Origin of the sequence: Mesorhizobium sp. M1406 (assembly GCF_040317555.1) — a bacterium.
Taxonomy (GTDB): domain Bacteria; phylum Pseudomonadota; class Alphaproteobacteria; order Rhizobiales; family Rhizobiaceae; genus Mesorhizobium.
In genome coordinates, this window is sequence record NZ_JAMYKW010000001.1 from 425049 (window position 1) to 438923 (window position 13875).

At 64.3% G+C, this 13875-nt stretch carries 15 protein-coding genes; 4 read left to right on the forward strand and 11 right to left on the reverse strand.

What is annotated here, in order from left to right; translation table 11 throughout:
* Positions 1-30 precede the first annotated feature (30 nt).
* Positions 31-840, forward strand: a complete 810-nt coding sequence (locus NKH03_RS02155) for a phosphodiesterase (protein ID WP_352966978.1) — start codon at positions 31-33, stop codon at positions 838-840.
* Positions 841-878: 38 nt separating this feature from the next.
* On the opposite strand, the gene NKH03_RS02160 is transcribed toward NKH03_RS02155, so the two are convergent.
* The 3 genes from NKH03_RS02160 to NKH03_RS02170 form a co-directional block, all read right to left on the reverse strand.
* Positions 879-1961: an ABC transporter ATP-binding protein gene (locus tag NKH03_RS02160; RefSeq protein WP_352966903.1), complete on the reverse strand. Its 1083-nt coding sequence runs from the start codon at positions 1959-1961 to the stop codon at positions 879-881.
* Positions 1958-3538, reverse strand: coding sequence for an ABC transporter permease (locus NKH03_RS02165; RefSeq protein ID WP_352966979.1), 1581 nt, complete (start codon positions 3536-3538; stop codon positions 1958-1960). Before NKH03_RS02165 ends, NKH03_RS02160 begins: the two co-directional genes overlap by 4 nt.
* A gap of 174 nt (positions 3539-3712) precedes the next feature.
* Positions 3713-4720 (reverse strand): iron ABC transporter substrate-binding protein, encoded by a 1008-nt coding sequence (locus NKH03_RS02170; RefSeq protein ID WP_352966905.1) that lies wholly within the window; start codon positions 4718-4720, stop codon positions 3713-3715.
* A gap of 203 nt (positions 4721-4923) precedes the next feature.
* Here NKH03_RS02170 and NKH03_RS02175 point away from each other — a divergent pair, with 203 nt between their 5' ends.
* Positions 4924-5475, forward strand: a complete 552-nt coding sequence (locus NKH03_RS02175) for a sigma-70 family RNA polymerase sigma factor (RefSeq protein WP_352966906.1) — start codon at positions 4924-4926, stop codon at positions 5473-5475.
* A 1-nt stretch (position 5476) separates the two neighbouring features.
* Positions 5477-6115 (forward strand): NrsF family protein, encoded by a 639-nt coding sequence (locus tag NKH03_RS02180; RefSeq protein ID WP_352966908.1) that lies wholly within the window; start codon positions 5477-5479, stop codon positions 6113-6115.
* A gap of 296 nt (positions 6116-6411) precedes the next feature.
* Here NKH03_RS02180 and NKH03_RS02185 read toward each other — a convergent pair whose 3' ends face one another.
* From NKH03_RS02185 to NKH03_RS02215, 7 genes are all read right to left on the reverse strand, one after another.
* A complete protein-coding gene (locus NKH03_RS02185) occupies positions 6412-7290 on the reverse strand; it encodes a 3-hydroxybutyryl-CoA dehydrogenase (RefSeq protein ID WP_352867869.1) in 879 nt (292 codons plus the stop codon).
* Positions 7291-7406: 116 nt separating this feature from the next.
* Entirely contained in the window at positions 7407-8336 is a 930-nt protein-coding gene (locus NKH03_RS02190; protein WP_352966910.1) for an electron transfer flavoprotein subunit alpha/FixB family protein, read from the reverse strand.
* A gap of 157 nt (positions 8337-8493) precedes the next feature.
* Positions 8494-9243: an electron transfer flavoprotein subunit beta/FixA family protein gene (locus tag NKH03_RS02195; RefSeq protein ID WP_352966912.1), complete on the reverse strand. Its 750-nt coding sequence runs from the start codon at positions 9241-9243 to the stop codon at positions 8494-8496.
* Positions 9244-9427: 184 nt separating this feature from the next.
* Positions 9428-10228 (reverse strand): rhomboid family intramembrane serine protease, encoded by an 801-nt coding sequence (locus NKH03_RS02200; protein WP_352867860.1) that lies wholly within the window; start codon positions 10226-10228, stop codon positions 9428-9430.
* 27 nt (positions 10229-10255) lie between these two features.
* Positions 10256-10837, reverse strand: coding sequence for a cob(I)yrinic acid a,c-diamide adenosyltransferase (locus NKH03_RS02205; protein WP_352966914.1), 582 nt, complete (start codon positions 10835-10837; stop codon positions 10256-10258).
* 24 nt (positions 10838-10861) lie between these two features.
* Complete coding sequence (locus NKH03_RS02210) at positions 10862-11053, reverse strand: twin transmembrane helix small protein (RefSeq protein WP_352867854.1); 192 nt, start codon at positions 11051-11053, stop codon at positions 10862-10864.
* 23 nt (positions 11054-11076) lie between these two features.
* Complete coding sequence (locus NKH03_RS02215) at positions 11077-11943, reverse strand: SDR family oxidoreductase (RefSeq protein WP_352867851.1); 867 nt, start codon at positions 11941-11943, stop codon at positions 11077-11079.
* Between the two features lie 55 nt (positions 11944-11998).
* Here NKH03_RS02215 and NKH03_RS02220 point away from each other — a divergent pair, with 55 nt between their 5' ends.
* Positions 11999-12850, forward strand: a complete 852-nt coding sequence (locus tag NKH03_RS02220; RefSeq protein ID WP_032906951.1) for a YihY/virulence factor BrkB family protein — start codon at positions 11999-12001, stop codon at positions 12848-12850.
* A gap of 113 nt (positions 12851-12963) precedes the next feature.
* On the opposite strand, the gene NKH03_RS02225 is transcribed toward NKH03_RS02220, so the two are convergent.
* Entirely contained in the window at positions 12964-13839 is an 876-nt protein-coding gene (locus NKH03_RS02225; RefSeq protein WP_352966916.1) for a DMT family transporter, read from the reverse strand.
* Positions 13840-13875 lie beyond the last annotated feature (36 nt).

Sequence of the window (13875 nt, forward strand, 5' to 3'; positions counted from 1 at the left end):
GGCACCACCGGCAAGGCGAAGAAGCCCGCAATGAAGATTATCCAGGTCACCGACGTCCATCTTGGCCGGCAAGGCGAGCGCCGCTATGGCGTCGACCTGCATCAGCGGCTGGCTTCATGCATCGCGCACATCAATGCGCATCACACCGATGCCGCGCTTTGCGTCTTCACCGGCGACCTGACCGAGACCGGCGCGCCCGAAAGCTATGCCGATCTCCGCGCCGCTCTGAGCGAGCTGTCGGTGCCCTTTCAACTGCTTCCGGGAAACCATGACCGGCGGGCCAATCTTGTTGCGGCGTTTCCTGAAATTCCGGTCGACGAGAACGGCTTCGTGCAGTCGGCTCGCCAAACAGCCGACGAGGTGCTGCTGTTCCTCGATTGCCTGGCGGAGGGCCGTGTCGAAGGCGAATTGTGCGACAAGCGGTTTGCCTGGTTGGAAGCCCGGCTCGAAGAAGCGGCAGGCCGGCCCGCCTATGTCTTCATGCATCATCCGCCGGTCACGCTCGGCCTGCCGCAACTCGATCCGCTCGCCCTTGAGCAACCCGAACGGTTGCTGGGCCTGCTTCGGGGGCATGGTAACGTCCGCCACATCTTCTTCGGCCACGTCCATCGCGACATCGCAGGCACGGTCGCCGGCATTCCGTTCTCGGCGCAGCGCGGCCTGCATGCCAGGTTCGAGCTTGCCCTCGACAGATCGAGCGAGATTGTCGAGCAAGCGCCGCCCTCCTACGCGGTCGTCCTCGTCGACAGCGCCAACGAGCACGTGGTCGTGCACGGCTGCGATTTTCTCGAACAGTGGCCGATCTATTCCGGCGAGACCGGCGAACGCATCACCGTGTGAGTCGGATTGAGGCGCAGCGCCGAAAAGCTTTCGACCGTTCAGGCGAAGACATGCGCCTTTCCCGACACGGTCAGCCGGACGATCTCGCCGACCGCCGGCGCGTCCATGCCCGGTTTGCGCAGCACCAGCGGCGTGTTGCCGATGGCGGCCGCATCGGGCGGATCGGCATTGTTCAAGAGCCGCACCGCGATCGTGCACATCGAGCCGGCGAATTCCGATTCCGTGACTTCGCCGAACAGCATGTCCGAAGTGCCCGACATTCCCTCGCGCGACGTTCTTTTCAGCGCGATCTGCTCCGGCCGCAGCATGATGCGGGCAATGTCGCGGCTTTCATTGGTGTCGAGCGCGATGCGGCCGAGCGGCGAGCTGGCGAAGCCACCGGATATCTTTGCCGGCAGGATGATGGCGTCGCCGAGGAACTCGGCGATCATCCTGTCCTTCGGCTTGAAATAGAGTTCGCGCGGCGTGCCGATCTGCGAGAACTTGCCGTCGCGCATCACCGCGACCTGACTGGCGAAGGACAGCGCCTCGGCCTGGTCGTGCGTCACCAGGATGGTGGTGATGCCAGCGGTTTCCAGAAGCTCGGCCACCGCCTTGCGCATCGAGGCGCGCAGGCCGGTATCGAGCGCCGAGAACGGCTCGTCGAGAAGCATCAGTCTCGGCTTCATCGCCATGGCGCGGGCCAGTGCCACACGCTGCTGCTGGCCGCCGGAGAGCTCGTGCGGGCGGCGTTTGAGGATCGCCTTGTCGAGCCCGACGATATAGGCGAGCTCGACGATGCGCTCGGTGCGCTTGTCCTCGCCGCGGGCCATGCCGAAGCCGATATTGTCGCCAATGGTCAGATGCGGGAATAGGGCGCCATCCTGCGCCACCACGCCGATGCCGCGGCGATATGCCGGCACCGCCGCGCCGCCATTGGCCAGCACCTCGCCGTCGAGCGTGATGCGGCCCCGGTCCGGGGCCTCGAAGCCGGCGATCAGCCGCAGCAAAGTCGTCTTGCCGCAGCCGGACGGACCGACGATTGCCGTGCGGCTGCCACTGGCGACGCTCAGGTCGACGCCGGCAAGCGCCGCCACCGGGCCGTAATGCTTGTGCAGGCCGCTGATTTCGAGAAAGCTCATCGTCCGGCCATCCGTTTCGACTGGACATAAAGCAGCCAGGTCAAGGGAAGCGACATGGCCACCATGATGAAGGCGTAAGGGGCCGCGGAGGCATAATCAATCTCGCCGCTGTAGGACCAGAACGCCATCGCCAGCGTGCGGGTGCCGTTCGGCGCCAGCATCTGGGTGGCGGTCAGTTCGTTCATGATGCCGAGCGCCACCAGCGCCATGCCGGCCGCGGCACCTGGCGCCGACAGGCGGATCGTGGTCGACCACAGCGCCTGCAGCGGCGGCCGTCCGAGGCTGGAAGCGGCGCGTTCGAGTTCGACCGGCGCCTGCGCGATCGACGCCCGCAGGCTGACCAGAGCGCGCGGCAGGAACATCAGCGCATAGGCCATCAGGATGGTAAACAGGGTCTGGTAGAGCGGAAGCGCGATGCGCACGGTGATGGTGACCAGCGCCAGCGCGATGACGACCCCCGGCAACGAGCCGACGATGTAGTTGCAGCCCTCCAGCAGACGCTGCAATGGCCCCGGCGCGCGGATCGAGATCCAGGCCATCGGCATGGCGGCGACCGTGGCGAGCAATGCGCCGGCGAGCGCCAGGAACAGCGTTTGGCCAAGCGCCAGCCCGATCTCGTCGAAGCGCCAGACAGCCGCGCCGCCGGCGGCAAGCCAGCCGCCGATGGTGACGAACGGCACGCCAAGCGCCAGCAGCGTGGTGACGACAAGCAAGGCGAGGCAAGGGACGGTGGCCCGTCCGAGGCTTGTGCGCTGCTGATAGCGCGCGGCGCCGGAGCCGACGCGGGCATAGCGCTCCTCGCCGCGCACCAGCACTTCGAGGCCGAGCAGCACGAAGCAGCAGCTCACCAGCACGCCGGCCAGCATGTTGGCGGCCGGGCCGTTGAAGGTCGACTGGAATTGGTCGACGATCGCCGTGGTGAAGGTGTCGAAGCGGATGAAGACATAGAGGCCGTACTCGGCCAGCAGATGCAGCCCGACCAGCAGCGAACCGCCGCAGATGGCCAGCCGCAATTGCGGCAGCACGACACGCCAGAACACGCGCCGGGGCCCAAGGCCGAGTGCGGCGGCGGCGTCCTCGAGAGCGGGATCGAGACGGCGCAACGCCGCCGACACCGGCAGATACAGGAACGGGAAATAGGCGATCACGGAAATCAGGACGCCGGCCCACAGGCCGTGCAGTCCTGGCACCATGGTGATCCAGGCATAGCTGTGCACGAAAGCGGGGATGGCGAGCGGCGCCACGCACAGCCAGGCCCAGAACCGGGCGCCCGGCAAGTCGCTGCGCTCGGTCAGCCAGGCCAGGGCAACCGACAGCACGATGGTGATCGGCACGCAGAGCGCGACCAGCAGGATAGTATTGACCAGAAGCTCGCCGACACGTGGCCGGAAGACCAGCGCCGAGACGGCTTCCCAGCCGGTCCGCACCGCGATCCAGATGATGAAGGCAAGCGGCAGCAGCGCCAGCAGCGCAACGAAGACGGCGGCGATGACCAGCCAAAGCGGTGCGCGTCGCCGAGCCCTTCGGCCTGTGCCCGAAGGCAGGCCCGAGCGCGCGAGATCGACCGCAGACGGCATCAGGTCAGACGCCGCGCCGTTGCCGTCCAGCGGCAGCAATTGAAGGACCGCGATCGCGGTCGGGAACACAGCGTGTCGTCATCGACGAATGCCATCTCGAAAAGCAAAATCACTCCCGCGGAAGGCGAATTCCCGCGGGAGCGTGGTCGGTTGTCCTTTTAGGAGGAATGGCAACTAAAGCAAGCCGGCTGCCGTCATCAGGTCGGTGACCTTCTTGGAGTTCAGCGTCGTGGCATCGACTTTCGGCGCCTGCAGATCGGCGAGCGGCACCAGCTTCGGGTTGGACTCCGCACCCTTGCCGACCGCGTATTCGAAGGAATCGCCGGTCTTCAGCACGTCCTGGCCGCCCTTGCCGGTCACCCATTTCAGGAAGGCCTGGGCTTCCTTCGGATGCTTGCTCGAAGCCAGCACACCGCCGCCGGAAATCGAGACGAACGCGCCCGGATCCTGGTTCTTGAAATAATGCAGCTCGACATTCTTGCTGTTTTCGCCGGTCTTGGCCTGATCGCCGAAATAGTAATAATGGTAGATCACGCCGCCTTCGATTTCGCCGGCGTTGACCGCCTTCATCACCGTGCTGTTGCCCTTGTAGGCAGTGAAATTGGTCTTCATCGCTTTCAGCCAGTCCGCCGTGGCGGCCTCGCCCTTGAGCTGAAGCAGCGCACTGACGATGGCCTGGAAATCGGCGCCCGAGGGGGAGGCCGCCCAACGGCCCTTCCAGCTCGGATCGGCGAGGTCAAGCATCGACTTGGGCAGCTGGTCGGCGGCCAGCTTGGTCTTGTTATAGGCAAACACCGTGCTGCGCGCCGCGACGCCGACCCATTTGCCGCTGGCCGGCTGATAGTCCTGGGGAACCTGGGCCAGTGTGTCGGCTTCGACCGGCGCGAACAGGCCGGCATTTTCGACCAGCACCATGGCCGGCGAGTTTTCCGTCAGGAACACGTCCGCGGGCGAAGCAGCGCCCTCGGCGACGATCTGGTTCGAGAAATCGCTGTCGCCGCCATTGCGCACGGTGACCTTGATGCCGGTCTCCTTGGTGAAGCCTTCGGCCCATGCCTTGGTCAGGCTCTCGTGCTGGGCATTGTAGACAATGATGCCATCATCCTCCGCCATGGCCGGACCGGCGAGCAGGGTGATTGCCAGCGCGGTGGCGCCGACGAGGGTGGAAAGAGCGTATTTCATCGCATTGTCCTCGATCTCCGGGGTCTTCGGTCTTTCAGGGCCGCACCTATCGATACCTGACCAGGATAGTCAACATTGCTTTGCTGATTTTGATCGAGCGCCTGCAAACTTTCGTGATTTGCCGCTAGTTTGGCTTGGACATTATTTCGCCGGCCACGTAACAAATCAGCGCCGAGACGCGAAAATCGGGGGAGTGAACTCTTGTGAGCGGCAAGGACGAGGCCGAGCTTTCCCGGCTGATGCGGGCCGCGATCGCGGGAGATGAAAGGGCCTATGCCGACTTTCTGCACCGGATTGCCGCGCTGGTGCGCGGTTTTGTCAGGCGCAAGATCGTGCGGGGCGGGGTCGATCCCGAGGATGTCGTGCAGGAAACCTTGCTGGCCATTCATGTGAAACGGCATACCTGGCGCCAGGATGCGCCGGTGTTGCCGTGGATCTATGCAATCGCTCGCTTCAAGCTCATCGACGCGTTCCGGCGGCGTGGACGGCGTATCGAGATCGATGTCGAAGATATCGCCGAGACGTTCGCCGAGCCGGAAACGGAAACCGTCAGCGAGCGCGAAATCAACCGGGCTTTGGACGGCCTGTCGCCGGCGCAGCGCTCGGTGGTCTCAGCCGTGTCGGTGGAAGGTCGCTCCATTGGAGAGACGGCGGCAAAGTTCGGTATCAGCGAGACGGCGGTGCGTGTGTCGCTGCATCGGGGACTTGCCGCGATTGCCAAGCGGTTCGGGCAGGGGCGATTCGGGCGGGAATGACATGAGGACGGACGATCTCATCAAGGCGCTGGACGCCGATGCCCGTAGCAAGGCGATGCCGTTGCAATCGGCCTGGTGGATGGCCGCCGGTGCGGCAGCGGTGATCGCCGCCGTCGTTTTCCTGCTGACCATCGGCCCGCGCCCGGACTTCATGGCGGCCGCCCACACGATACGCTTTCTTTCCAAATTCGTCTTCACCATCGTGCTTGCCGTCAGTGCCTTTGCCCTGGTCCGCGCCTTGTCGACGCCGGGAGCCTCGACGGGCCGGGCAATGGCCTGGATGGCCGCTGCGCCGGTGTTGATAGCCGTGGCGGTGGTTCTGGAGCTTTTCATGGTGCCGGAGGCGCTGTGGGGCACAAGGATGGTCGGCTCCAACATGATGATCTGCATGGCATTCATCCCTTTGATCGGCGTCGGTCCGCTTGCCATTTTCCTGTGGATGCTGCGCTATGGCGCACCGACACGGCCGGTGCTTGCCGGCGCGGCTGCGGGCCTGCTCGCCGGCGGGCTGGCGGCGACCTTCTACGCCGCGCACTGCTTCGACGATTCGCCGCTTTTCGTCGCCACCTGGTACTCGCTGGCGATCGCGGCGCTCGCGCTGCTTGGCGCGCTTGGCGGGCGATTCTTCGTGCGCTGGTAGTGCGCCACCGCGATCACGATCCGTGCTCGCCGATCCTTAATCATGCCGGCAACCGTTTGTCGGTTAGCGACAGCACCGCTATGGACTTCACCTGGGACCGCCGCACTCACGCGATCGGCGCCAGCATGGGCTGGCTGCGATCAACGCCAATGGCGGCGAGGCGGCCGGCCATGGCTGCGTTTCCTTGGCGCCGGACGGCGAAAGCAGGGCCGATCGGGAAGAACCGCCCGCGCCACTGGCCGTTGCGTCTTGATCAGAACCGGTCCCGAAAAGAGCCTGCTGCTGACGCGGTTTGATCAGCGCGTCGGAACGGGATGCTCGCCGCGATAGTCGTAGAAGCCGCGCCCGGTCTTGCGGCCGAGCCAGCCGGCTTCGACATATTTCACCAGCAGCGGGCAAGGGCGGTACTTCGAGTCCGACAGGCCGTCATGCAGCACCTGCATGATCGACAGACAGGTATCGAGCCCGATGAAGTCAGCCAACTGCAGCGGCCCCATCGGATGGTTGGCGCCGAGCCGCATGGCGGTGTCGATGGCATCGACCGAGCCGACACCCTCATAGAGCGTGTAGATCGCTTCGTTGATCATCGGCAGCAGGATGCGGTTGACGATGAAGGCCGGAAAATCCTCCGAGACCGTGATCGTCTTATCGAGCTGCTTCACATAGGTCTTGGCCGCCTCGAAGGTCTGGTCCTCGGTGGCGATGCCGCGCACCAGCTCGACCAGCTTCATCAGCGGCACCGGGTTCATGAAATGTATGCCGATGAACCGCTCCGGCCGGTCGGTCTGCGCGGCAAGCCGCGTGATCGAGATCGACGAGGTGTTGGTCGCCAGGATAGCTTCGGGATTGAGCTGCGGACAAAGCTGGGCGTAGATCTTGCGCTTGACCGTCTCGTCCTCGGTCGCCGCCTCGATCACCAGATCGGCGCCGGCAAGATCCGCCATCGCCGGCGCGGAAGAGATGCGCGCCATCGCGTCGTTGCGCACCTTCTCCTCGAGCTTGCCGGACCCCACCTGGCGGGCCATGTTGCCGCTGATGGTGGCGATGCCCTTCTCGATGCGGTCGGGGGATATATCGTGGATCAGCACCTTGTAGCCCGAAAGCGCGGAGACATGGGCGATGCCGCCGCCCATCTGGCCCGCGCCGATGATGCCGATCGTCTCGATCTTGCTCATTACACCGATCCCGTCAAAAGGCCTTTGCGGCCTGCTTTTTGTGCGGTGCAAACTAAAAGGGCGGGGCGACTTCGTCTACCCCACCCTCACCATTTAATACGCTTTGGCAGAAAGCGTCAAAGCGCCTTTTGCAGCTCCGGCAAAATGACGAAGAGATCGCCGACGAGGCCGTAGTCGGCAACCTGGAAAATCGGCGCCTCCTCGTCCTTGTTGATGGCGACGATGACCTTCGAATCCTTCATGCCGGCGAGGTGCTGGATGGCGCCGGAGATACCCACCGCGATGTAGAGATCGGGGGCGACGACCTTGCCGGTCTGGCCGACCTGCCAGTCGTTCGGCGCATAGCCGGCATCGACGGCGGCGCGGGAAGCGCCGACGGCTGCACCGAGCTTGTCGGCGACCGGCAGGATGACTTCCTGGAACTTCTCCGCCGAACCCAGCGCGCGGCCGCCCGAGATGATGATCTTGGCCGAGGTCAGCTCCGGACGGTCGGTCTCCGAGAGCTTGTTCTCGACGAAGGTGGACAGGCCCGGATTGGCCGCGGCCTTGACGGTCTCGATGGGGGCCGAGCCGCCCTCGGGGGCGGCCTGGAAAGAGGCGGTGCGGACCGTGATCACCTTCTTGGCGTCGGTCGACTGCACCGTCTGGATGGCGTTGCCGGCATAGATCGGCCGCTTGAAGGTGTCGGGCGAGACGACTTCGATGATCTCGGACACCTGCGCGACGTCGAGCAGGGCAGCCACGCGTGGCGCGACATTCTTGCCCGACGAGGTCGCCGGCGCGATGATGGTGTCGTAGGCGCCGGCCAACGACACAACCAGTGCCGCAGTCGGTTCGGCGAGGCGCTCGGCGAGTTCGTCGGCTTCGGCCAAGAGCACCTTGCTGACGCCCTTCAGCTTGGCGGCAGCGTCGGCCGCCGGCTTGGCCCCCTTGCCGGCAACCAGCACATGCACGTCCGAACCGATCCGCAGGGCGGCCGACAGCGCCTTGGCGGTCTGGTCGGAAAGGGTCGCGTTGTCGTGTTCTGCAATCAGAAGAATAGCCATTGATGATATTCCTGACTTTCGTTTTCGCGGCTCCCTGAAATCCGGTCAGGCCGAGTCGAAAACGGTTGGTTTCGAGAACCGGAGCGGAGCGTACTTCAGTACGTCGCCTCGGCAAGCGGAGAAACCGGCCGTTTGCAGGCCGGCCTCATCGGATTTCCTAGAGCACGCCGGCTTCGTTCTTGAGCTTGTCGATCAGCTCGGCGACGCTCTTGACCTTGACGCCCGCCTTGCGGCCGCTCGGCTCCTCGGTCTTGATGACCTTCAGCCGCGGCTTGACGTCGGCGCCGTAGTCGGCCGGGGTCTTCTCGTCGAGCTGCTTCTTCTTGGCCTTCATGATGTTGGGCAGCGAGGCATAGCGCGGCTGGTTGAGGCGAAGGTCGGCGGTGACGATCGCCGGCATCTTCAGTTCCACCGTCTGCAGGCCGCCGTCGACCTCGCGCGTCACCTTGGCCTTGTCGCCCTCGAGCACGATCTTGGAAGCGAAGGTGCCCTGCGCCCAGCCCAGCAGGGCCGCCAGCATCTGGCCTGTCTGGTTGCTGTCGTCGTCGATCGCCTGCTTGCCGAGGATGACGAGGCCGGGCTGTTCGGCGTCGACGACGCCCTTCAGCACCTTGGCGACGCCGAGCGGCTCGGTCTGTTCGTCGGTCTTGACCAGGATGGCGCGGTCGGCGCCCATGGCGAGCGCGGTGCGCAGGGTTTCCTGCGCCTGCTGCGGGCCGATCGAAACGACGATGATCTCTTCCGCCTTGCCGGCTTCCTTCAGCCGGATCGCTTCTTCCACCGCGATCTCGTCGAAGGGGTTCATCGCCATCTTGACGTTGGCGAGTTCCACCGCCGAACCGTCAGCCTTCACGCGAACCTTGACGTTCGCATCCACAACCCGCTTCACGGGCACAAGGATCTTCATTTGCCTGTCACCTCTCTTGAGATAGTTGGGCGCGCCTATAGCAGCCTGCGCCCCTGCTGAGTTGTCGAAAGCCGACATTCCGGATGGAAATTCTGGTCTTTGACCGCCTTTTGGCCGCGGCGGAGACGTTTCCGTAGTTGCGGCAACCCTGCACGTCAATACGCTGCAAGCAGCTCAAATCGGTTCAGTCCGAACTGGGAGCGCTTCCTCGCCCCCAGCGCGGCGTCGCGGCGGGTGGGTCGGGGATCAGCGGTTCCGTGGCAACGTGCTGTTGGTTGGGAGCGGTGGGCGCGACGTCTTCGTCAGGGCCTGCAAACAGCGGCACACCGCGGCTGCGCAATATGAGCACCAGAATGGCGCCGGCGATGATGCCGCCGATGTGGCAGGCCCAGGAGATCTGATCCTCGCCGCCGGCGGCAAACATCACCACCTGGAACAGCACCCACAGAATGAGCGGGATGAACGCTGGAATGCGCAACGGGATGCGGGCAAAGGCCAGCACCCAGACCTTCACCCTGGGATAGAGGATCAGATAGGCGACGACCACGCCGGCGATGGCCCCGGACGCGCCGATCAGCGGCACCTGCGAATCCCAGGCGACGAGCCCCTGGAAGGCCGCTCCCGCAACAGCGCATAACAGGTAGAAGATGAGGTAGCGGATGTGGCCGAGCGCGTCCTCGACATTGTCGCCGAACACCCACAGGAACAGCATGTTGCCGCCGAGGTGGAAGATGTCGGCGTGCAGGAAGGAATAGCTGAGATAGCTCAGGCTTTCGGGGATGACGATAAAGCGAGGGTCAAGCTCGGCGGTGTCATGCACGACCGACGGGATGAAGCCGAGGCCAAGCACGGCGGCATTGGTGAAACTCTCGCCGCCTAGCGCGGTGGCGAAATAGACCAGCGCGTTGGCCACGATCAGCCCGATCGTCACATATTGCAGGCGGATGTGCCGCAGCCTGTTGGTGTCGTAAAGCGGGATGAACATGCCCAGGCCCTCTTCCGCTTTCGACCATCAGCGGTTCTTGCCGGGAACCCATAGCACGTCGGCGTTTCCGTTGTCATTGACCGCCCGGGCGGCGACAAACAGGAAATCCGAGACGCGGTTGATGTATTTCAGCCCGTCGCGGTTGACGTGTTCGTTCGGGTCCTGGGCCAGGGCCACCATCAGCCGTTCAGCCCGCCGCGCCACGGTGCGGGCAAGGTGAAGGGCGGCGGCCGCCGGTGTGCCGCCATTGAGCACGAAGGATTTGAGCGGCTGAAGCTCCTTGTTGAGCATATCGATCTCCTTCTCGACCCGGTCGGTCTGCACGGCGACGATGCGAAGCGGCTCATAGCCGAGCGGCTTGCCGTCGTCGGGCACGGCGAGATCGGCGCCGAGGTCGAATAGATCGTTCTGGATGCGGGAAAGCATGGCGTCGATCGCGGGGTGAGCCGATGCCGTATGCACCCGGGCGATGCCGATGCAGGCATTGGCCTCATCGACCGTGCCGTAGGCGTCCACCCGCAGATCGGATTTCAGCCGCCGTTCGCCGGTGCCGAGACCCGTGGTGCCATCATCGCCGGTGCGGGTGTAGATCTTGTTGAGCTTGACCACGTCGCCTCCCGGCCGCCGATATCCTCACTTGCGGGTGAAATACACCGCAAGCAGGATCAGCGCCAGCGCCACGGCCTGCAACAGAACGCGTGCTTGCATCAGCTTGTTCGAGGTGACGCCGGAGCCGCCGCGCATCATGTTGATGAGGCCGCGAACAAGCACGATCACCACGGCGACCATGACCAGAATGGCGAGGATGTTGAAGGCGGTTGCCATGGTGTGTTCCCAGTTCGGTTGATTCAGGCGCGTTTGGCAAGGATGCGGTAGAGCATCGATGCGGGCAGGATGCGTTTGAGCACCGCACCGATCCTGGCCGGCACCGTTACCACATAGTGGGCGCGCGGGCGCCGCGACAGAAGTGCATGGCGCAGCGCCGCGTGAACCACTTCCGGCCCGGGCTTCAAGGCCGATTGGCTGCCGCCAGCCCGCAGCCGCTCCAGTTGCGCCGCATAATCGAGGCGGTGGACCGAAGTCTCGTGCTCGATGTTCTTCAAGAACCAGGGAAGCGCATTGCTGGCGATCTTCGACGTTACCGGCCCCGGCTCGATCAGCGAGACATGGATGCCGCTGCCCCCAACTTCCTGATGCAGGCACAGCATCAGACCTTCCAGCGCGTGTTTCGACGCCGAATAGGCGCCGCGAAAACGCACTGGCGTCAGGCCGAGGATCGACGAGCAGTGGACGATGCGGCCGTAACCCTGGCGGCGCATCACCGGCACCAGCCGGCGGGTCAGGTCATGCCAGCCGAAGAAATTCGCCTCGAACTGCTCCTTGAGCGCTGCCACCGGCAAATCCTCGACGGCGCCGGCTTGCGCATAGGCGCCGTTGTTGAACAGGGCATCGAGCCTGCCGCCCGTGCGGTCGAGCACCGCCGTAACCAGCGCGGCGATGGAGTCCGGCTCGCAATAATCGAGATAGAAGGCCTCGATGCCGTCGGCCTCGAGTGCGGCGATGTCCCGGGGCTTGCGCGCCGTCGCGAACACCCGCCAGCCTTCCGCCTTCAACGCGCGGGCGCAGTACGCGCCTATTCCTGAGGATGCGCCGGTGACGATGATCGAGCGCAATTCTTGCGCCGGACTGCTCGTGGTTTCGCCAAGGGTTGCCATTTGCCGCAATCCCTTCCCATATTCCCGGCGTGGAGACAATTGGAGGGCACGGTTCTTGTTGCGGAAGATCGTTGCCCTCAAACGGGTCCTCTACGACGCGCTTGGCCATTTCAATACCGATGATGGCTGGGCGATGGCCAGCCATCTGGCGATCACATCGCTGATGGCGCTGTTCCCGTTCCTGATCTTCGCCACGACGCTGGCGAGCTTCCTCGGCGCGCAGGCGTTCTCCGACACGGCCGTGCACCTGGTGTTCGACACCTGGCCCGAACAGATCGCCAAGCCGATCGCGCGCGAAGTGCTCAATGTGCTGACCGTCAGGCGCACCGACCTCTTGACCTACGGCGTGCTGCTTGCCGCCTATTTTGCCTCGAACGGCATCGAGGCGCTGCGCACATCGCTCAACCGCGCCTATCGCGTCTCGGAAACGCGCGGCATCATCTACCGCCGGGTGCAGAGCATCATCTTCGTGCTCATCGCAACGGCCGGGTTTCTGGCGATCAGCGTGCTCCTAGTGTTCGCGCCGCTGCTGGCGCGGCTCGCCGAAGCCCATATCGACTGGATCAAGCCTTATATGGGCACGATCACGCTGTGGCGTTACGTGATCGCCTCGGCGGTCATCGTCGGCGGATTGTTTGCCGTCCATTTCTGGCTGCCGGCGGGCAAGCGCCGCCTGGTGTCGATCGTCCCGGGCATCATCTTCACGCTTTCCGGATGGCTTGTCGGTTCGACTGTCTTCGCCACCTATCTCGACCATTTCTCGTCCTACGTGACGACCTACGCCGGCCTCGCCTCGATCATGATCGCCGTGGTCTTCCTCTACATGGTCTCGGCGATCTTCATCCTTGGCGGCGAACTCAATGCCGCGATCAGCCGCTATCTTGAGGCACGCGCGCGGGTCGGATGAGTCGGTGCTGGGCGGATAGAGGAATTGAAGAATTGAAGAATTGAAGAATGGGCTGTCGCTTGGGTTCCTCAGTTCCTCAGTTCCTCAGTTCCTCAGTTCCTCAGTTCCTCAATTCATCCCTTGTTCGGCCGAGCTGTTGCCAGGCCAACGCCGAATGTCGTGATCGCCATGCCGGCAATCTGCAGCACGTTGAGTTGCTCGTCGAACAAGGCCCAGGCGATGATGGCCGTCACCGCCGGCACCAAATAGAACAGCGAGGCCACTTTCGACATCTCGCCGTCGCGGATCATCACCATCAGCAGGAAGATGGCGCCGAGCGACAGCACCAGCACCAGCCAGGCCATGGCGAAGATCAATTCGCCGTTGATGACGACAGTGTGCGTCTCGAAGGCCAGCGCGGCCAGGAGCATCAGCGACGCACCACCGACATATTGCCACATGGTCGCCGCGACGAGGTCGCCGCCGGAGGCAAAGCGCTTCTGCCAGATGGTGCCGGCGCTCATGCCGAGCACCGAGACCAGCGAGGCGGTCAGTGTCGCCGCCGTTACGCCGCCACCGAGCGCGCCGAGCTTCGGCCACAGCACGATGACGATGCCGATGAGGCCGATGCCAAGGCCCAGCCAGTGGCGCGGCAGGATCGCCTCGCCGAGAAACTTGCCGGCGACCACCGCCGTGATCAGCGGCTGCAGGCCGACGATCAGGGCCGAAAAGCCGGCCGGCATGCCCCTGTGGATGGCCCAGAAGACGGCGCCGAGATAGACGCCGTGCATCAGGATGCCGGCGCCGGTGGCATGCAGCGCTTCCTCGCGGGTGGCTCTCTTGGAGCCCAGCACAAGCATCAAAACAGCCAGCAGAATGGCGGCGATGACGAAACGCGCGGCAAGGAAGGTGAACGGCTCCGCCCACGGCATGGCGTAGCGCGCGCCGATGAAGCCGGTCGCCCACAGGACAACGAAGGTGGCGGGAATGAACCGCTTTATGCTGTGCATGTTCCGGAGACCGCCGTGCTGGGGAGAGTTGACCGT

What these genes read in the sequence shown, in the direction of transcription:
- NKH03_RS02155 (WP_352966978.1), top strand. Translation starts at nt 31, where the DNA reads ATGAAGATTATCCAGGTCACCGACGTCCATCTTGGCCGGCAAGGCGAG.
- NKH03_RS02160 (WP_352966903.1), bottom strand. Translation starts at nt 1,961, where the DNA reads ATGAGCTTTCTCGAAATCAGCGGCCTGCACAAGCATTACGGCCCGGTG.
- NKH03_RS02165 (WP_352966979.1), bottom strand. Translation starts at nt 3,538, where the DNA reads ATGCCGTCTGCGGTCGATCTCGCGCGCTCGGGCCTGCCTTCGGGCACA.
- NKH03_RS02170 (WP_352966905.1), bottom strand. Translation starts at nt 4,720, where the DNA reads ATGAAATACGCTCTTTCCACCCTCGTCGGCGCCACCGCGCTGGCAATC.
- NKH03_RS02180 (WP_352966908.1), top strand. Translation starts at nt 5,477, where the DNA reads ATGAGGACGGACGATCTCATCAAGGCGCTGGACGCCGATGCCCGTAGC.
- NKH03_RS02185 (WP_352867869.1), bottom strand. Translation starts at nt 7,290, where the DNA reads ATGAGCAAGATCGAGACGATCGGCATCATCGGCGCGGGCCAGATGGGC.
- NKH03_RS02190 (WP_352966910.1), bottom strand. Translation starts at nt 8,336, where the DNA reads ATGGCTATTCTTCTGATTGCAGAACACGACAACGCGACCCTTTCCGAC.
- NKH03_RS02195 (WP_352966912.1), bottom strand. Translation starts at nt 9,243, where the DNA reads ATGAAGATCCTTGTGCCCGTGAAGCGGGTTGTGGATGCGAACGTCAAG.
- NKH03_RS02200 (WP_352867860.1), bottom strand. Translation starts at nt 10,228, where the DNA reads ATGTTCATCCCGCTTTACGACACCAACAGGCTGCGGCACATCCGCCTG.
- NKH03_RS02210 (WP_352867854.1), bottom strand. Translation starts at nt 11,053, where the DNA reads ATGGCAACCGCCTTCAACATCCTCGCCATTCTGGTCATGGTCGCCGTG.
- NKH03_RS02215 (WP_352867851.1), bottom strand. Translation starts at nt 11,943, where the DNA reads ATGGCAACCCTTGGCGAAACCACGAGCAGTCCGGCGCAAGAATTGCGC.
- NKH03_RS02225 (WP_352966916.1), bottom strand. Translation starts at nt 13,839, where the DNA reads ATGCACAGCATAAAGCGGTTCATTCCCGCCACCTTCGTTGTCCTGTGG.